Raw genomic sequence first — 16,719 nt, forward strand, 5'->3', positions numbered from 1 at the left:
CGTATGCCTCCCGTGCCACAGGGGTGGCTGCACGGCGGGCTCGCCGCGCACAGTGACATCCGACGGGAGCCGATTGCTGCGGCATCGGCCCTGGTGGAAAGGACAGCAGTGAGTTACAACGCCGCAGACATCACCGAGCTCGACGATGTCCAGCACACACGCCTGCGGCCGGCGGTAAACCTTGGCCTCGATGTCCTCAACACCGCGTTGCGCGAGCTGGTGGACAACGCGATCGAAGAGGTCGCCGATCCCAGCCACGGCGGCTCATGCGTGACCATCACCTTGCACGCCGACGGATCGGTCAGCGTCGCCGATGACGGCCGCGGCCTGCCCGTCGACTCCGACCCGGCGACCGGCAAGAACGGCATCGTCAAGACGCTCGGCACCGCGCGGGCCGGCGGCAAGTTCTCCGCCCACGCCGACGCGAACAGCACCGGCGCCGGATTGAACGGGATCGGCGCCGCCGCAGCGGTGTTCATCTCCGCACGCACCGACGTGACCGTGCGCCGCGCCGGCAAGACCTACCTGCAGAGCTTCGGGCACGGCTACCCCGGCGTGTTCGAGGGCAACGAGTTCGACCCCGACGCCCCCTTCACCCGGGCCGACGCCCAGAAACTGCGCGGCGTGAGCAACCGCAAGCCCGACGCGCACGGCACCACGGTCCGGATTCTGTTCGACCCCGCCGTGGTGCCCGAATCCAGCCTGGACATCGGCGAGGTTCTGCTGCGGGCGCACGCCGCAGCGCGCATGTCTCCCGGAGTGCACCTCGTCGTCGTCGACGACGGCTGGCCGGGCGAGGAGATTGCGCCCGCCTTGCTCGAGCCGTTCAGCGGCCCGTGGGGCACCGATACCCTGCTGGACCTGATGTGCACCGCCGCGGGCACTCCCCTGCCCGGCGTACGCGCCGTGGTGGAAGGTCGCGGCGAATACTCCACCGGACGCGGCCCGACCCCGTTCCGCTGGTCGCTGACCGCGGGCCCGGCCGAACCGGCCACCGTCGCCGCCTTCTGCAACACCGTGCGGACCCCCAACGGCGGATCGCATCTGACGGCCGCCATGAAGGGCCTGTCCGAGGCGCTGGCCGATCGTGCCTCCCGGATCCGCGACCTGGGCCTGGCCAAGGGCGAGGACGGACCCGAACCACAGGACTTCGTCGCGGTGACCGCGCTGGCCGTGGACACCCGGGCCCCTGACGTGGCGTGGGATTCGCAGGCCAAGACCGCGGTGTCGTCGCGGTCACTGAATGTCGCGATGGCCCCGGACGTGGCGCGCAGCGTCACCATCTGGGCGGCCAACCCCGCCAACGGCGACACCGTCTCGCTGTGGACCAAGCTGGCACTGGAGTCTGCCCGCGCCCGCCGTAGCGCCGAAGGCGCCAAGGCCCGCGCCCGGGCAGCTTCGAAGGCCAAGGGGCTGGGCACGAACCTGTCGCTGCCGCCCAAGCTGCTGCCCAGCCGTGAGTCGGGACGCGGCTCGGGCGCCGAATTATTCCTCTGCGAGGGTGATTCCGCGCTGGGCACCATCAAGGCCGCGCGCGACGCCACCTTCCAGGCCGCCTTCCCGCTGAAAGGTAAGCCGCCCAACGTCTATGGGTACGCCCTGAGCAAGGCCCGGGCCAAGGACGAGTTCGACTCGATCGAACGGATCCTCGGCTGTGGGGTGCGTGACCACTGCGACCCGGAACTGTGCCGGTATGACCGGATCCTGTTCGCCTCCGACGCCGACCCGGACGGCGGCAACATCAATTCCAGCCTGATCTCGATGTTCCTGGACTTCTACCGTCCGCTCGTCGAGGCCGGGATGGTGTACGTGACACTGCCGCCGCTGTTCGTGGTGAAGAACGGCGACGAGCGGATCTACTGCCAGGACGAGTCCGAGCGTGACGCCGCGGTGGCCCGGCTGAAGGAGAGTTCCAAGAAGCGGGTGGAGGTGCAGCGCAACAAGGGTCTCGGTGAGATGGACGCCGATGACTTCTGGAACACCGTGCTGGATCCGGAGCGGCGCACCGTGATTCGGGTTCACCCGGATGACGCTGAGAAGAAGCTGCATCACACGTTGTTCGGTGGGCCACCCGAGGGCCGGCGCACGTGGATGGCCGACGTGGCCTCCCGCATCGACACCTCCGCGCTGGACCTGACTTAAAGGATCGTAGGTAGAAGACTGTGACCGCCACCCTGGACGTTCCCGAACAGAACCCCGATCTGGTGCTCGACCAGAGGGCCGACGACTACTGGAATCAGTACCAGCTGACGTTCGCGCTCTACAGCGTCAGCGACCGCGCCATCCCGTCGGCCTATGACGGGCTCAAGCCCGGTCAGCGCCGACTGCTCTACCAGATGCACGATTCGAAACTGCTGCCCGGAAACAAGCCGCAGAAGTCCTCAAAGGTGTGCTCGGCGGTCACCGGCAATCTGCACCCGCACGGCGGTGCATCGATGTACGGCGCCGCGGCGTTGATGGCCGCCGACTTCCAACGGGTGAAAGTCATTGACGGGCAAGGCGCTTTCCCGCGGATCCAGGGTGACATCCCGGCCGCGGACCGCTACACCGAGATGCGGTTGTCCGCACCGGGTGCCGCGCTGACCGCCGAACTGGACAGTCACGCGGTGCCGATGGTGCCGACGTTCGACGGCGAGTGGACCGAGCCCACGTGGCTACCGGCCCAATGGCCGGTGCTGTTGTGCAACGGCGCGGTGGGTATCGCCGAAGGGTGGGCCACCAAGGTGCCTGCCCACAATCCGCGCGAGATCATGGCCGCCTGCCGGGCCCTGCTCAAGACCCCGAACATGACCGACGACCGCTTGGTCAAGCTCATCCCGGGCCCGGACTGGGGCTGTGGCGCCCGGGTCATCGGCGAGAGCGGCCTGCGGGAGTACATCACCACCGGCCGCGGCCAGTTCACCGTGCGCGGCACGGTGTCGGTCGACGGTAAGAACTGCATCATCACCGAACTGCCGCCCGGCGTGGCGAGTAACACTGTGCAGGAACGGATCCGGGCCCTGGTGGAGTCCGGGGAGATGTCCGGTGTGGCCGACATGTCGGACCTGACCGACCGCCGCAACGGGCTTCGGATCGTCGTCACCGCCAAGCGCGGCCACAGCGCCGAGCAGATCCGCGACCAGCTGCTGGCGTTGACCCCGCTGGAGTCGACGTTCGCGGCCAGCCTGGTCGCCCTCGACGAGAACCGGGTGCCGCGCTGGTGGTCGGTCCGCGAGCTGATCGCCGCATTCCTGCATCTGCGGGATTCGGTGGTGTTGCGCCGCAGCGAGTATCGGCTGGAGAAGGTCGCCGCGCGGCGCCATCTGGTGGCCGGGTTGATGAAAATCCACCTCGACATCGACGCTGCCGTCGCGGTCATCCGAGGATCCGAGACCGTCGACGAGGCCCGACAGGGCTTGCAGGAACGGTTCTCGATCGATGCCGAGCAGGCCGACTACGTCCTGGGACTTCAACTTCGGCGACTCACCAAACTCGATGTCATCGAACTTCAGGCCGAGGCCGAGAAGCTGGACGCCGAGTACGCCGAACTCACCGAACTCGTGACCAATCCCGATGCGCGCCGGGTGGTGATCGACAAGGAACTGGTGGAGACCGCGAAGCTGTTCAAGGGCCCCGAGTACGACCGCCGCACCGTCCTGGACTTCGAGGCGACCCCGGTGACGGCCGGCGCCGGTGAGGACGGACCCCGCGAGCGAAAGGTCAACGCCGCCTGGCGTCTCGATGACCGGGGCGTGTTCTCCGACAGCCACGGCGAACTGCTCACGTCAGGTCTGGGTTGGGCGGTGTGGACCGACGGCCGCATCAAGTTCACCACCGGCGGCGGTCTGCCGTACAAGATCCGTGACATCCCGATCGCCCCCGACATCACCGGGCTGCTGTGCTCAGGTGTGTTGCCCGACGGCTACCACCTGGCCCTGGTCACACGGCGCGGCAAGATCCTGCGCATCGACCCGGCCGCGGTCAATCCGCAGGGCGCGGCCGGCAACGGTGTGGCAGGGGTGAAGCTCGCCGGCGAGGACGATGAAGTGATTGCCGCCCTCCCGATCTCGTGTGCCAACGGTGAGGCGATCCTGTCCCTGTCGGAGAAGAGCTGGAAGGTCACCGAAGTCGCCGACATCCCGGTCAAGGGCCGCGGCGGTGCCGGTGTGGGGTTCCACCCGTTCGTCAAGGGCGAGGACGCCGTGCTGGCGGCGACGATCTCGGCGACGGGATACGTGCGCGGCAAGAGAGCTGTCCGCGCCGAGAACCGCGCGAAGGCTTCGATCAAGGGCGCGGGGACGGACGTGACACCGGCGCCGTGATCGAGGGCACCGCCCGCTCGATGAATTGTCCGCGCGGTGCCGGTCTATACGCCGGGACCGACTGACGGAAGGCTGGCACCATGCGGAAGCTGTGCTACGGAATGAACGTGACCCTGGACGGCTACATCGCCGCTCCCGGCGACGACATCGGCTGGGGTGGGCCGCCGAGCCACGAACTGTTCCAGTGGTGGCTGGACCACGACGTGGCGAGCGACCTCGCGCTGTACGGACGCAAACTGTGGCAGACGATGAGCGCCTACTGGCCGACCGGCGACCAGCAGCCTGACGCCACCCCGGCGGAGATCGAATTCGCCCGCAACTGGCGGGACACGCCCAAGGTGGTGTTCTCCTCGACGATCGACAAGGTCGACTGGAACGCCCGCCTGGTGGCCGGCGATGCGATCGCCGAGATCGCCCGGCTCAAGGCCGAGGACGGTGGCCAGATGACCATCGGCGGCGCGACGCTCGCCGGCGCCGCCATGCGGGCCGGGCTGATCGACGAATACACGCTGGCGACCTACCCGGTCGTGGTGGGTGCAGGCACACCGTTTTTCACCGGGGTGGACAACTGGGTGAACCTGAACATCGTCGAGACCCGCAGCTTCCCCGGTGGTGTGGTGCTGACCACGTACGAGACGAGGCGTTGAGCGCAAGCCCGCGGCTCACACGATCGACATCAGCTGCCCCAGCGTGGCGAGTTGGGCGCTGTATTCGCCGTCGAGTTTGACCAGCAGCGTGGTGATGGACGCATTGCGGTACGCCGCAACACGTTCGGCGATGTCCTCTGGTGTGCCGAGGAGATTGGTGAGGCGGCCCAGGTCGATCGGGACGGCAGCGCGCGCTTCCTCTCGCCGCCCTGCTTGCCAGAGTTCGACGACGCGGGCGACGTCACGTTCATAGCCGAGACGGTTGAACGCGTCGTTGTAGAAGTTGCGGCCGCGTGCCCCCATGGCGCCGATGGTGAACGCGTATCCGTCGGCGTGGCGGCGGGCAGCGGCGTCGGCTGCCTCAGCGTCACTGTGGAATTCGACGGCCACCGGCGCGACGAGATCGATATCGCCCAGTGTGCGGCCGGCAGCGATGGCCCCCTCCCGCAGCGGGCCGAGGAACACCTCGGCGGCTTCGGGGATGAAGGCGTTACCGAGCCAGCCGTCGGCGACTTCACCGGTCAACTGAAGGTTCTTCGGGCCCATGGCGGCGATGTACACGGGAACGTGACGAGGCGCCACGAGTGGCCGGAGCGCAGCGCCGCTGCTGTCCGGAAGGGGCAGGGGGTAGACCTCGCCTCGGTGTTCCAAGCGCTCGCCTCGGCTGACGATGCGCAGGATTTCGATTGTCTCGCGGGTGGTTTGGACAGGTTTACGGAACGGGACACCGTGCCAGCCCTCCATGACCCGTGGCCCGGAAGTTCCGACCCCGAGCATGAATCGGCCTTGGGAGAGTTCCTGCAGGCTCAGCGCAGAGGTGGCCAATAGTGCGGGGCTGCGGGAGCCGAGTTGGACGACGAAGGTTCCCAGCCGGATCCGTTCAGTGCGGGCGGCCAGGTAGGCCAGTCCGGTGAGGGCGTCGTACCCCCACACTTCGGGAACCCACAGGGAGTCCACACCAAGCTGTTCGGCTTCGGCTGCGAAACTCGCGGCGCCCGGCTGGCGGGGTTCGATCACAACGCCGATCTTCACGACGACTCCCCGGTGCCGGTCGACGTCGAACCGACTTGTTCGGCCAGCCACGCAAGGTTGGTACGCATGTTCTGCTGCCATTCCTCGAGGCGGCGGGCGACGATTCTGCCTTCCTTTTCCGGCATGGCGAGAATTGCGGGGGTCAGTCCCGAAGGCCCCGGACCCATCTTCGCCCACTGCCGCACGATGGCGCCCTGGCTGGACGGCTCGACTTCGAAACCCCAAGTGGCGGTGACACCTTCTGCGCCGTGGACGTTCCAGGTCCAGCGGCGACCAGACTCCACTTCGGCGACTTCACAGACGGTTTGCCATTCGCCGAAGGCGTCGTGCCGGTTATACCCGCGGAAGCGAGCCCCGACCTCGATGTGATCGGCACCGTCAAGCCACTCGACCTGCTCGAGTTCAGCCGAGTTACGTACGGGCAGTTCGATGTCCGTGACGTAGCGCCACGCGGTGTCCGTGTCACAGGGCACCACTTGTGTCACTTCCACGGTGGGCTGATCGCGGTATCGCACGATGCATCCTTTCGTTGACGTCGCTACGGATTCGTTCGATGCGCATGCCGGTACGCCGCCACTTGACGGACCCACTTCACCGCCACCGAAACCACCGGGCACCCACTGACGAGTTGGTTCACGCAACGCTACCGACATCATGCCCCGGGCACGGATGACCGATTGGATACATAGTGGTATCAACGCGGCGCGGTCACACTGTTAACTGCAGTCACTTTGTTAACATCGCGCCGTGGAAGTTTCCCGGCGTGACGCGCTGCGCTACGCCGCCGCGGTGTCGGCAATGGCCGGACTGGGCGCGGCGGCAGGTCTTGGCGCACCCGCGGCGTCCGCCGCCGCGCCCACCCTGATCGACTTCGCCGCGCGTCAGATTCCGGCGCGAGATATCCGGGCCGCCGGTCACGCCGGGGTGATCAACTACGTCTCGACGTCACGCCCCGGCTCGACGTTCGGCGCCAAGCCGATCACCCTGCCCTACGCCCGGGAGCTGAACGCCGCCGGGCTGGCGATCGTCAGCAACTTCCAGTACGGCAAGCCGGGCGGGACCGCACCGTCGGACTTCACGCGCGGATACGCCGGTGGCGTCGCCGACGCGCGCACCGCCTGGCAACTGCACACCGCTGCCGGTGGCGGCAAGAGCGCACCGATCTTCTTCAGCGTCGACGACGACATCGACCACAACACCTGGAATTCCGTCGCGCTGCCGTGGTTTCGGGGAATCAACTCCGTGATCGGGGTTCAGCGGACCGGCATCTACGCGGGCGTCAGGCCGTGCCAGTGGGCCATTGCCGATGGTGTCATCGGGAGGTCGAGCACGCCCGGCCGCGCGTGGGCATGGCAGACCCGATCCTGGTCGGGCGGTCAGGTCCACCCGGCCGCAGTGATGTACCAGCGCATCATCGACACCGCCTCTAATCCGGGGCCGGTGGTCGGCGGTATTCGCGTCGACGTCAACGACGCCCTGGCCCAGGATTGCGGCCAGTGGAACCTGCACCCGTGAGGTGCTGAGCTCGCGCGCACACGGTCACTCGGTGACCACTGCGATCTTCGCGTGCGGGCTCTCAGCCTGTGTCTGCCAGGCCTTCGCGGCGTCGTCGAGGGTGTACCGAGCGGTCTCCACATGGATCCGGCCTTCGGCCGCGTGCGTGGTCAACTCTTCGTACGCCGTCCGTACCACATCGGTGGGCATGGCATCGTTGAGGTGGCCGATGTGGGTGCGCCCCATCAGGTTTCGAAACGGGATATCGGCGCTGGGGCCAGCGCCCTGTCCGACGGTGATCAACGTGGCACCAGGCGCCGACACTTCGAGGGCGGCGAGGAACGGATCGCCGTACACCAGATCGAGCACGACGTCGTAGCCCTCGCCGGCCTCCCTGCGCAAAGCGGACCGTGCGTCGTCACCGAGTCGGACGATGGCGTCGGCACCCAAGTCGCGTGTCTTCTCCAGCGCGTCAGCATTGCGACCCGCGGCGGTCACTCGCGCCGCGTACAGCAGCTTGGCGGCCTGCACGGCGATGTTGCCGACCACGCCTGTGGCGCCGAGCACGAGCACCGACTTGCCCTCCGCGTAGGCGTGCCGCGTCAGCGGCAGCCAGGCGGCCAATCCGGCGATACCCAGCGCAACGGCGAGCTCATCGTCGACACCGTCCGGAACGGGATACACCCTGGTCGGGTCCACACGTGTGCGCTGCGCCCACGACCCGAATGGTGAAGGCGGAGAATCGAAGTAGACCCGTGTCCCGTCGGCAGTGAGGCCGATGCCCTCCTTCCCGACCACCTTGGGCACGTCGGGCTCACCCATCTGACCGGATGCCAGCGCCAAGTCCACAGGATTGCAACCGGCCAACCGGACGTCGACCACGTCGTCGCCATCGGGTTCCTCGAAATCCCGCACCACGGGAGTCTGTCCCGTCTTCTCCAGTACTGCTGCACGCATGCCAATGCTCCATCCGTTCGGGGAAGGCGGCGATTCCACCGCCCGTGTAATCGGCGTACCCCGACGACTCATCACCAAACGGCTCGCACATCGTCATCAGCCAGGTCAGCTCGAAGCGACCGCCGTTGATCGCCGTTGCAAACGACCGCATCGAGGACGCACGCATTACGGCGCGTCAACGCTCCCCCGCACCGCATCGGCCCACCGTTTAGGGTTGGAGCAGACGGTGGGCGCAGCATCGACCCGCTCTCGTAGTTCACGATCTGTTTGGAGGACATTTATGCGCGGGCGGCTCACGACGACAATGGCGATGGCCTGTGTGGCGCTGCTCGTCAGCAGCTGCGAGGCTCAGGCCTGGGGTGCGCCGCCGGCCGCTGACAACAACCCGCATGGACCGGTCCTGGCCCCGCAGGCCCCACTTCCGACGCTGCCCCAATCTCCGCGTGACGAATCTTTGGCGCCATTCGAGGGACTCGATGCCCGCACCCGTCAAGCCACCGCCGACGCAGCCAAGTCCGGGGCCGCCATCGAGATGGTCGTGCTGGACCGCGACACCGGTCAGATCGTCTCCAACGGCGCCAACAAACCCTTCCCGATCGCCTCGGTGGTGAAGCTGTTCATCGCCGACGACCTGTTGCTGCAGGAATCGAAAGGCGAGACGAAATTGACCGCCGCCGACCGCAAGTCACTCGACGTCATGCTGCGTTCCTCCGATGACGGTGCGGCGCAGAACTTCTGGGACCGCAGCGGCGGAAACGCCGTCATCTCACGGATTGTGGCTCGGTATGGATTGAAGGGCACCACAGCGCCGTACAACGGGCACTGGGACGTCACGCAGAGCACCGCAAGCGATCTCGTCCGGTACTACGACATGCTGTTGGACGGCAGCGGCGGGCTGCCCCCCGAACAGGCCGACGTGATCATCAGCAACCTCGCACAATCCACACCGACGGGAACCGACGGATATCCGCAGCGCTTCGGTATCCCGGAGGGGCTCTACGCCGAGCCGGTCGCGGTCAAACAGGGCTGGTTCTGCTGCTGGAACGGCGGCAATCAGTTACACGTGTCCACCGGTGCCATCGGACCCGAACGCCGCTACGTGATGGCGATCAGCTCTCTGGAACCCGGCGACGACGCCTCGGCTCGCAACACCGTCACTCAGGCCGTCAAGACGATGTTCCCCGGCGGGCGCATCTAGCGCCGTGGCGTCGTGGTGATGTGCACGTGGTCGTAGTGGCCGTAACCCGACGCCTGTGGGCCCGACGGCGTGTAATAGGTGCCGCGCCAAATCACGTCCTGTAACCCGAATCGCGCCGCATTACCCATCGCGAAGGCAAGGATCTCGTTTCCGAGTGCGATGCCCTCGGGGCTTTCGGGATTGGGAATCATGATGTCGATCGCCAGACCGCTGGGGTGCCACGGCTTCGAGTCCGGCCGGACCCCGTCGATGTCGGCGATTTGGGGAAACCGTGCGCTGACGGCCCGAGCGGCCAGGATCGTGTTCGGCTGCAACCCGACCTCGGACGCGACACCGACGGGCAACGCCTCCGGGATGTCCACAGCGGCTACGAGGGCAGGTGCGCTCGCGTTGTCGACCACCGCCTGCTGTTGCGGTGTCAATGCCCCGTACTGCGCCTCCGCGTCGGCGATCTGACGCAACAGTTCACGCCACTTGCCCTGTAGGTCTTCGCGCACCGCGGAGGCCCGCTCGGCCGCGGCGCGGGCATCGGCTGCCGATTTCTCCGACGCCGCGGCGGCGCCGGCCGCCCGCTCACATGCCGATTGATAGGCCTCCAACTGCCCGGCTGCCCCGTCGGCAACGGCCCGCTGTATCGACAGCTGATCGATCAGCTGCTGCGGGGAGGCCGCGGTCAGCATCGCCGCCACATCGCCGGTACGCCCACTCATGTAGGTCATCGCCGCCATCCGGTCGACCGCAGCCTGGTGAGGCTGCAGCTCCATGTTCGCGGCGTCGAGAGCCTCCTGGTCGGCGCGATGGCGGTCTGCGGCCGCTGTCTGCTCGGCGAGCCTGGCATCGACATCGCGTTGGGCCGCCGTGACGGACTCGCGGGTCTGAACCGCCTGCCGGGACAACTCGTTGAGCTCGGCCATCGCGTCAGCCGCGGGCTCCGCCTTCACGCCGCCTGTCGACGTCGCGAGCACCAGGGCCGCCGCAACCGAACCGCACGCCGTTCGCAGAAGTAGGTGGCGCACCCGGGTCATTCGGATTGTCACGATCCTTCGCTGCAAGGACCGATCCTGGCCCGGCTGTCTATCTCTGCGGACAGGCTACGAACTGGCTCGGGGGATGTCTAGTCAACAACCAGCGCGGACCGGCTGATCCGCGCGATGGACCGTGCCGGCCAGTCGAACAACACCAGTGCTCGGCCCGAGGCTGCCGGGGTGGCCGCATCCGCTGCCACTTGAATCGCGACGTCATCCTCGGCGACCAACGAGACTTTCTCCTGCGCCGCGGCGTCCGTGGCCTGCTCAGGTCCAGCCGCTGTGGTCGTGGCTGGGCACGATGGTGACGCGGTGGCGTACCGCGTGCAGGCGGTGCAGGGTCTCCCAGGCTGTATGCCGATCGGCGTCGGCGAGCAGGCCAGGGTAGGACGCCTTTTGCCGAAACCGGTCGATCTGGATCCGGCTCCACACGGCGTCGCCGACGAGCAGGGTTGGGCCAGAGGTTGTCTGGGCGAGTATTCCGATGCTTGCGGGGGTGTGTCCGGGCAGGCCGACCAGGATGACGGATCGGTCGCCGAACACGTCGAAGCTGTGCGGGAAGGTCAGGATGGGCGGGCCGTCGAGGTCGTAGAGCGTCACGGGCCGGCCGCGCAGCGCCGGACGCACTCCGCCCTGCGGAGCCAGTCGTTCACTCATCATCCACGCGTGTTCGGGTCGATGAAGGTGCACGGGTAAGCCGGGGAGGTCGAGCAGGCCGGCGACGTGATCCCAATGCAGGTGCGTGGGCAAGGCGAAATCGATGGTGCTGTGGTCTACGCCGGCAAGTTCGAGTGCCTGCCGGATATCGATGACGTCGCGCCGCGGGGTGACTGCCACGCGCAGAATCCACGGCAATTCGGCCACCGCGCGTTCGATGACGTTGACACAGACGCCGGGGTCGACCAGGAAGGTGGCCTTGGGATGGCGGACGACGAACGCGTTGATCAGGTTCGAGGACCGTCCTGGCCGCCACACGCCTTCGGCGATGGCCGGGGTCGGCACCATCCGTTCCCGTTGCGGGAGGGTGATCACCTCGACTGTCGTTGCGCCCGTAGGTAACCCCTGATCGGTCAGGGACGCCAGCAACCGCGGGTCGGGTCTCCGCGGACGGACGACACCTAGCGGTAAGCCGGCGAATGCCTGACAACACGTCAGCAGGTTTGGGCGGACGACTTCATCAGTATCGATCATCATGTACTCCAGCTGCCGGACGCGGTCGCCATTCTGATTGCGCTCATCCGATCGTCGCTAGACAACCGGCGTGAGGTCGGTCCCCCACGGGTTGATCGGGCCTCGAGAGCACGGTGGCGCCCGGCGCCGTCTTCATCGACATGCACTCAGGTAGAAGCCTCCGCGGTCATCAGGCTGGAGGTTCTGCGGTGGCCCAAGTCCGCTGGCCGCCGACAGGGTCGCGATGGCACACGCCGCAGCGCGTTGTTTTTTCAGCATCGAGTCACCTCCAGCCATCCTCATTCCAGGTTTGATACCTTTTGGTATCTGATGCCAAAAGGTATCAGAACTCCGTGGGAAGGACGAGGTGAATCGGGGGGATCATCGACGATTTCCGGCCGGAAGAGCACGCGCAGTCGGTGCACGATGTCATCGATGCGGTCATCCGGGATGCGGCCGTGGCGCATCTCCTGAAACCGTCTGCCGCAGTTCGGAAGCCGCCTCCGAATCTGTGTCGTACACCCGGACCACCGCCTGGTCGCCGTGCTGCAGGAAGGTACTCTCGCCCAACGGCGTGTACTTTGTCGCACCGATCCCGATGAGCACGTTCTCGGGGTGACCGCTGCCGGCCATCAGAGCGCCGACATCCTCGAGCGGAGTGTCCGCGGACCCCTTCTGGTTGGCCAGCCGTTCCACGATCCAGTCGAGCAACTCCTCGCCGTAGTACGAGTAGCCAGACAGCGGGCTGTCGACACCGTAGGCGTGCTCCTGGCCGTCGGCGGTGACCAGCGAGCACACCAGACGAAGGGTGGACGTGGGGCCGTCCGGCATCAGATCCGAGATGTCGAAGAACTGTGGCGCAACGCCTTTGGACGCAGGTCCCCAGTTCTTCTTGTGGCTGATCTTCGCCGCGTGGGGCCGCCGGATCGAACAGTCGTTGAACGCACCGAGCGCGAACGGGTGCAGATCTGTCACGGTGTCTCCCCGCCACGACACCCGGCACGCGAGAGCCACCTCGGGCTCGATCTGCAGATTGAGCGGGCCGTCCACGGTCCCCAGCGCCGGCAGGCCGATGGTGTCGCGCGACAGCGGGAACTCGCCGAGGAAGGTGTCGTTGCCCGGTGCGTACCAGGGAAAGATGCCTTTGGGCGCGTTTCCCTCAGAGGCGACGTTCACGAAGTCCGCCGCCTCGCCGGCCTGTTCCAGGTGGCCCGCGAAATTGCCGGCCACCCCGAAGCCGAACCATGTACGCAATTCGGCGTCGCGAACGGTGATCATGCGGGGCCCGCTCATGGCGCCGTCACCGCGTCGGCGACCGCGGCGCCGAGGGTCTCGGTGGTCGCCGTGCCACCCATGTCGGGAGTGAGCGTGTCACCACCACGGGCCAGCACGGTCTCGACCGCGGCCAGGACTGCGGCCGCGGCTTCGGCCTCACCGAGGTGCTCCAACATCATGGACGCACACCAGATCTGGCCGATCGGATTGGCGATCCCCTTCCCGGCGATGTCGGGTGCCGACCCATGCACGGGTTCGAACAGACTCGGGAACCTGCGCTCGGGGTTGATGTTGGCGCTCGGCGCGATGCCGATGGTGCCGGTGCACGCCGGACCAAGATCGGAGAGGATGTCGCCGAACAGGTTCGAGGCCACAACGACATCGAACCAGTCGGGATGCATGACGAAGTTCGCCGCCAGGATGTCGATGTGGTACTTGTCCACGTCGATGTCGGGGTAGTTGACCGCCATCGCCTGCACGCGTTCATCCCAGTACGGCATGGAGATGGAGATGCCGTTGCTCTTGGTCGCCGATGTCAGGTGTTTCTCGGGGCGGGTCGCGGCGAGCTCGAAGGCGAACTTCAGGATCCGGTCGACGCCGGTGCGGGTCATGATGGTTTCCTGCATCACCACCTCACGGTCGGTCCCCTCGAAGATCTTGCCGCCGACGCTGGAGTACTCGCCCTCGGTGTTCTCCCGCACGACGTAGAAGTCGACATCGCCGGGTTGGCGTCCGGCCAAGGGGCTGGGCACGCCGGGCATCAATCGGACGGGTCGCAGGTTCACGTATTGATCGAAGGCGCGCCGGAACTGCAGCAGGCTCCCCCACAGGGAGATGTGGTCGGGCACCACCTCGGGCCATCCGACGGCACCGAAGAAGATCGCGTCGACACCCTTGAGCTGTTCGAACCAGTTGTCTGGCAACATTTTTCCGTGCTTGAGGTAGTAATCGGCACTGGAATGGTCGAAGTGCTCGTAGTCGAGCTTCAGGTCGAACGCCTGCGCCGCCGCATCCAGGACGCGCAGGCCTTCGGGCACTACTTCGGTACCGATGCCGTCGCCGGGGATGACGGCGACGCGATGGGTTCGTGACATGTCAGGAAGGTCCTTTCGGTGCGGGTCAGTTGACGGGATGGCGTGGTTCACGCCCGTCCAGGACGGCGATGACATCGGCGGCGGCCCTCAGTCCGGCTCGCAGGCGTGCCTCGACGGTCTGGCCGGCCAGATGGGAGGTGATGATGACGTCACGGCGACCCCGCAGGGGGCTCTCAACAGGCAAGGGTTCGGCGTCGAGTACGTCGAGGGCCGCGCCGGCGATCTCACCCCCGTCCAATGCGGCGGCGAGGGCCTCCTCGTCGACCAGCGATCCCCGGGCGGTGTTGATCAGCACGGCGGTGGGTTTCATCGCTTCCAACGCCGAGGAGTCGATCATCCGCCGGTTATGGGGGTTCGCCTTGGTGTGCAGGGTCAGGTAATCGGCGTCCCCCAGTACGGTGTCTCGGTCGACGAACGCCACCCTGGTTTCCTGGATGTCCGGGTGGGCCGTATCGACCAGCACCGTCATCCCGAATGCGGTCGCCAGCTGGGCGACTGCGCGCCCACTTGGCCCGAAACCGATGATTCCCAACGTGTTTCCGCGTAGCTCGCCGCCGGCGTCACGCGGCCAGGCGCCCGCGCGCACGCCGTCGATGACGGTGGTCAGCCGACGAGCCGACATAAGCATCAAGGCGAACGTCATCTCGGCGACGGCGTGGTGGTTCACCCCTGGGGTGTTGCACACCCGTATCCCACGCTCGGTGGCCGCCGTGAGATCAACCGAGTCGTACCCAACGCCGCTGCGGGCGATCACCCGCAACTCGGTCGCATTGGCGATCATCCCGGCGGTGACAGGTTCACTCGCGATGATGGCGCCGTGCATACCGTCGAAGAGGGCTCGCGCTTCGCCAGGATGCCGTGGTCCGGTGGCCGGCAGGTACACGGTCTCGTGGCCGTGACGACGCAGGAGGGTGTCCACCTCGTCGCCGGGCACGAGGTAGTCGGTGGTCACCAGAACGCGCGACATGGTTTCTTCTCACTCTTCGTATCGATGGATAGGCGACCACCGCCCGGGGGCCCGCCGCCGCCCTGCCCGTAGGCGCCGGCCCATCCTCAGGCCGAGGATCAGGGTGTGACGGTCAGGATGATGCAGCGGCGGCGTGGCGGCTGCCCAACGCTGTTTTCTCCTCGGCCGGTCCTCGGGCCGCAGCGTGTCCGCCGGCACCGGTGTCCGTTCCAGGTTGGCCTTCAACATCGGCCTCGATGGTGAACTCGCGTCGTCCGGCGAGCACTTCGCGAGCCTGCTCATCGTCGAAGTCGTTCTCCCACTTCGCGATCACGATGGTGCCTATGGCATTGCCGAGAACGTTGATGAAGACGCGACCCTCGTTGAGGATGCGGTCGATACCCACGATCAGGGCCAGTGCGGCCAGAGGTACGTGACCGACGGCGGTGATGGTGGATGCCAACACGATGAACGCGCCTCCGGCGATGCCGGCCGTGCCCTTGCTGGTCAGCATCATCACGCCGACCATGATGAGCTGCGCCTGCCAGGAGAGATCGATGCCGACGGCTTGCGCCAGAAAGAGCGAGGCCATGGTGAGGTAGACCGCCGAACCGTCGAGGTTGAACGAGAATCCCGCCGGGATCACCAGGCCCACAATGGGTTTGCCGCAGCCGAGGTGTTCGAGTTTGCGGACCAACTGCGGCAGGATCGCTTCGCTGGAGCAGGTGCTCAAGGCGATCAACAGCTCGGTCTTCAGGTAGCGCATCAGGGTGAAGACTTTCATCCCACAGGCTTTGGAGATCAGCCCCAGCAGCACCACGACATACACGACACAGGTCGCAGTGAACAGCAGGATGAGAAATCCGAGCTGCTGCAGACTGGCGGCACCGTACTTGGCGACCACAGAGGCGAGAGCACCGAAGGTACCGATGGGGGCGAGCCGCATCACCCAGCCGACGATCTTGAACACCACGTGCGACAGCGACTCGATCAGCGTGGTGATCGGCGCGCTGCGCGCCTTGGTCACGTTGAGCGCACAGCCGATCAGCAGCGACACCAACAGGGCCGAAAGGATCGCGTGGCCGGTGATCGCGCCGAACAGTGATTCGGGGATCACATTGGTGACGAACTGGACGAAACCGACCTTCTCCCCCGAGTCGACGCCCGGGATGGTGCTGGCGTCAAGGCTGTTGACGTCAATGTTCATGCCCGCGCCGGGCTTGAAGATGTTGGCCACCACCAGGCCGATCAGCATCGAGACCAGGGACAGTACGAAGAAGTAGCCGAGCGCCTTGACACCGATGCGTCCGGCGCGACGCAGGCTGTCCATGGTGGCGATGCCGAGGGTCACCACGCAGAAGACCACGGGGACCACGATCATCTTGACCAGCCCGATGAACCAGTCGTTGAGCGGTGTCACTGCCGCGCCCACGTTTGGCGCCAGGATGCCGACGGCGATGCCGAGAACGGCACCGATGATGACCTGGAACCAGAGTTGGCGTATCAGGGAGCCCAATCTGGTTCTGCGGGGTGCGGGTGGGATGGTCGTGCTGACGGTCGTCGTGGCCACGAGGGAACTC

15 protein-coding genes are annotated in these 16,719 nt (G+C 66.6%); 5 read left to right on the forward strand and 10 right to left on the reverse strand.

Features of this window, described 5'->3' with window-relative positions; translation table 11 throughout:
* Positions 1 to 108 precede the first annotated feature (108 nt).
* From H977_RS0118320 to H977_RS0118330, 3 genes are all read left to right on the forward strand, one after another.
* Positions 109 to 2,142 (forward strand): toprim domain-containing protein, encoded by a 2,034-nt coding sequence (locus H977_RS0118320; protein WP_029109219.1) that lies wholly within the window; start codon positions 109 to 111, stop codon positions 2,140 to 2,142.
* A gap of 20 nt (positions 2,143 to 2,162) precedes the next feature.
* On the forward strand, positions 2,163 to 4,301 hold the full coding sequence (locus H977_RS0118325; protein ID WP_029109220.1) for a DNA gyrase subunit A: 2,139 nt from the start codon (positions 2,163 to 2,165) through the stop codon (positions 4,299 to 4,301).
* Positions 4,302 to 4,381: 80 nt separating this feature from the next.
* Positions 4,382 to 4,948, forward strand: coding sequence for a dihydrofolate reductase family protein (locus H977_RS0118330; RefSeq protein ID WP_029109221.1), 567 nt, complete (start codon positions 4,382 to 4,384; stop codon positions 4,946 to 4,948).
* Between the two features lie 15 nt (positions 4,949 to 4,963).
* Here H977_RS0118330 and H977_RS0118335 read toward each other — a convergent pair whose 3' ends face one another.
* Positions 4,964 to 5,980, reverse strand: coding sequence for an LLM class flavin-dependent oxidoreductase (locus H977_RS0118335; protein ID WP_051288922.1), 1,017 nt, complete (start codon positions 5,978 to 5,980; stop codon positions 4,964 to 4,966).
* Positions 5,977 to 6,495 (reverse strand): SRPBCC family protein, encoded by a 519-nt coding sequence (locus H977_RS0118340; RefSeq protein WP_029109223.1) that lies wholly within the window; start codon positions 6,493 to 6,495, stop codon positions 5,977 to 5,979. Before H977_RS0118340 ends, H977_RS0118335 begins: the two co-directional genes overlap by 4 nt.
* Before the next feature lie 283 nt (positions 6,496 to 6,778).
* Between H977_RS0118340 and H977_RS0118345 the strand changes: the two genes are divergently transcribed.
* Positions 6,779 to 7,495 carry a DUF1906 domain-containing protein gene (locus H977_RS0118345; RefSeq protein ID WP_502691184.1) on the forward strand — a complete coding sequence of 239 codons (717 nt, stop codon included), beginning with the start codon at positions 6,779 to 6,781 and terminating at the stop codon, positions 7,493 to 7,495.
* A gap of 24 nt (positions 7,496 to 7,519) precedes the next feature.
* Here H977_RS0118345 and H977_RS0118350 read toward each other — a convergent pair whose 3' ends face one another.
* Positions 7,520 to 8,431: a quinone oxidoreductase family protein gene (locus H977_RS0118350; RefSeq protein ID WP_029109225.1), complete on the reverse strand. Its 912-nt coding sequence runs from the start codon at positions 8,429 to 8,431 to the stop codon at positions 7,520 to 7,522.
* Positions 8,432 to 8,711: 280 nt separating this feature from the next.
* On the opposite strand from H977_RS0118350, the gene H977_RS0118355 reads away from it, so the two are divergent.
* Complete coding sequence (locus tag H977_RS0118355) at positions 8,712 to 9,629, forward strand: serine hydrolase (RefSeq protein WP_029109226.1); 918 nt, start codon at positions 8,712 to 8,714, stop codon at positions 9,627 to 9,629.
* Here the strand turns inward: H977_RS0118355 and H977_RS0118360 are convergent.
* The 7 genes from H977_RS0118360 to H977_RS33445 all read right to left on the reverse strand — a co-directional run bounded on the left by H977_RS0118360 (position 9,626) and on the right by H977_RS33445 (position 16,709).
* Positions 9,626 to 10,654 (reverse strand): coiled-coil domain-containing protein, encoded by a 1,029-nt coding sequence (locus H977_RS0118360; protein WP_029109227.1) that lies wholly within the window; start codon positions 10,652 to 10,654, stop codon positions 9,626 to 9,628. The genes H977_RS0118355 and H977_RS0118360 overlap by 4 nt on opposite strands.
* An 89-nt stretch (positions 10,655 to 10,743) precedes the next feature.
* Positions 10,744 to 10,884, reverse strand: a complete 141-nt coding sequence (locus H977_RS35645) for a hypothetical protein (RefSeq protein ID WP_196808269.1) — start codon at positions 10,882 to 10,884, stop codon at positions 10,744 to 10,746.
* Positions 10,885 to 10,921: 37 nt separating this feature from the next.
* On the reverse strand, positions 10,922 to 11,686 hold the full coding sequence (locus H977_RS0118370) for an MBL fold metallo-hydrolase (RefSeq protein ID WP_231395995.1): 765 nt from the start codon (positions 11,684 to 11,686) through the stop codon (positions 10,922 to 10,924).
* 579 nt (positions 11,687 to 12,265) lie between these two features.
* Positions 12,266 to 13,102 carry a DUF5718 family protein gene (locus H977_RS0118375; RefSeq protein ID WP_029109229.1) on the reverse strand — a complete coding sequence of 279 codons (837 nt, stop codon included), beginning with the start codon at positions 13,100 to 13,102 and terminating at the stop codon, positions 12,266 to 12,268.
* A gap of 11 nt (positions 13,103 to 13,113) precedes the next feature.
* Entirely contained in the window at positions 13,114 to 14,193 is a 1,080-nt protein-coding gene (locus H977_RS0118380) for a tartrate dehydrogenase (protein ID WP_029109230.1), read from the reverse strand.
* Between the two features lie 25 nt (positions 14,194 to 14,218).
* A complete protein-coding gene (locus tag H977_RS0118385) occupies positions 14,219 to 15,160 on the reverse strand; it encodes a phosphoglycerate dehydrogenase (RefSeq protein ID WP_029109231.1) in 942 nt (313 codons plus the stop codon).
* Positions 15,161 to 15,272: 112 nt separating this feature from the next.
* Positions 15,273 to 16,709 carry a cation:dicarboxylate symporter family transporter gene (locus H977_RS33445; protein ID WP_231395996.1) on the reverse strand — a complete coding sequence of 479 codons (1,437 nt, stop codon included), beginning with the start codon at positions 16,707 to 16,709 and terminating at the stop codon, positions 15,273 to 15,275.
* Positions 16,710 to 16,719 lie beyond the last annotated feature (10 nt).

This window comes from Mycobacterium sp. URHD0025 (assembly GCF_000426065.1).
In the GTDB taxonomy this organism is placed as follows: domain Bacteria; phylum Actinomycetota; class Actinomycetes; order Mycobacteriales; family Mycobacteriaceae; genus Mycobacterium.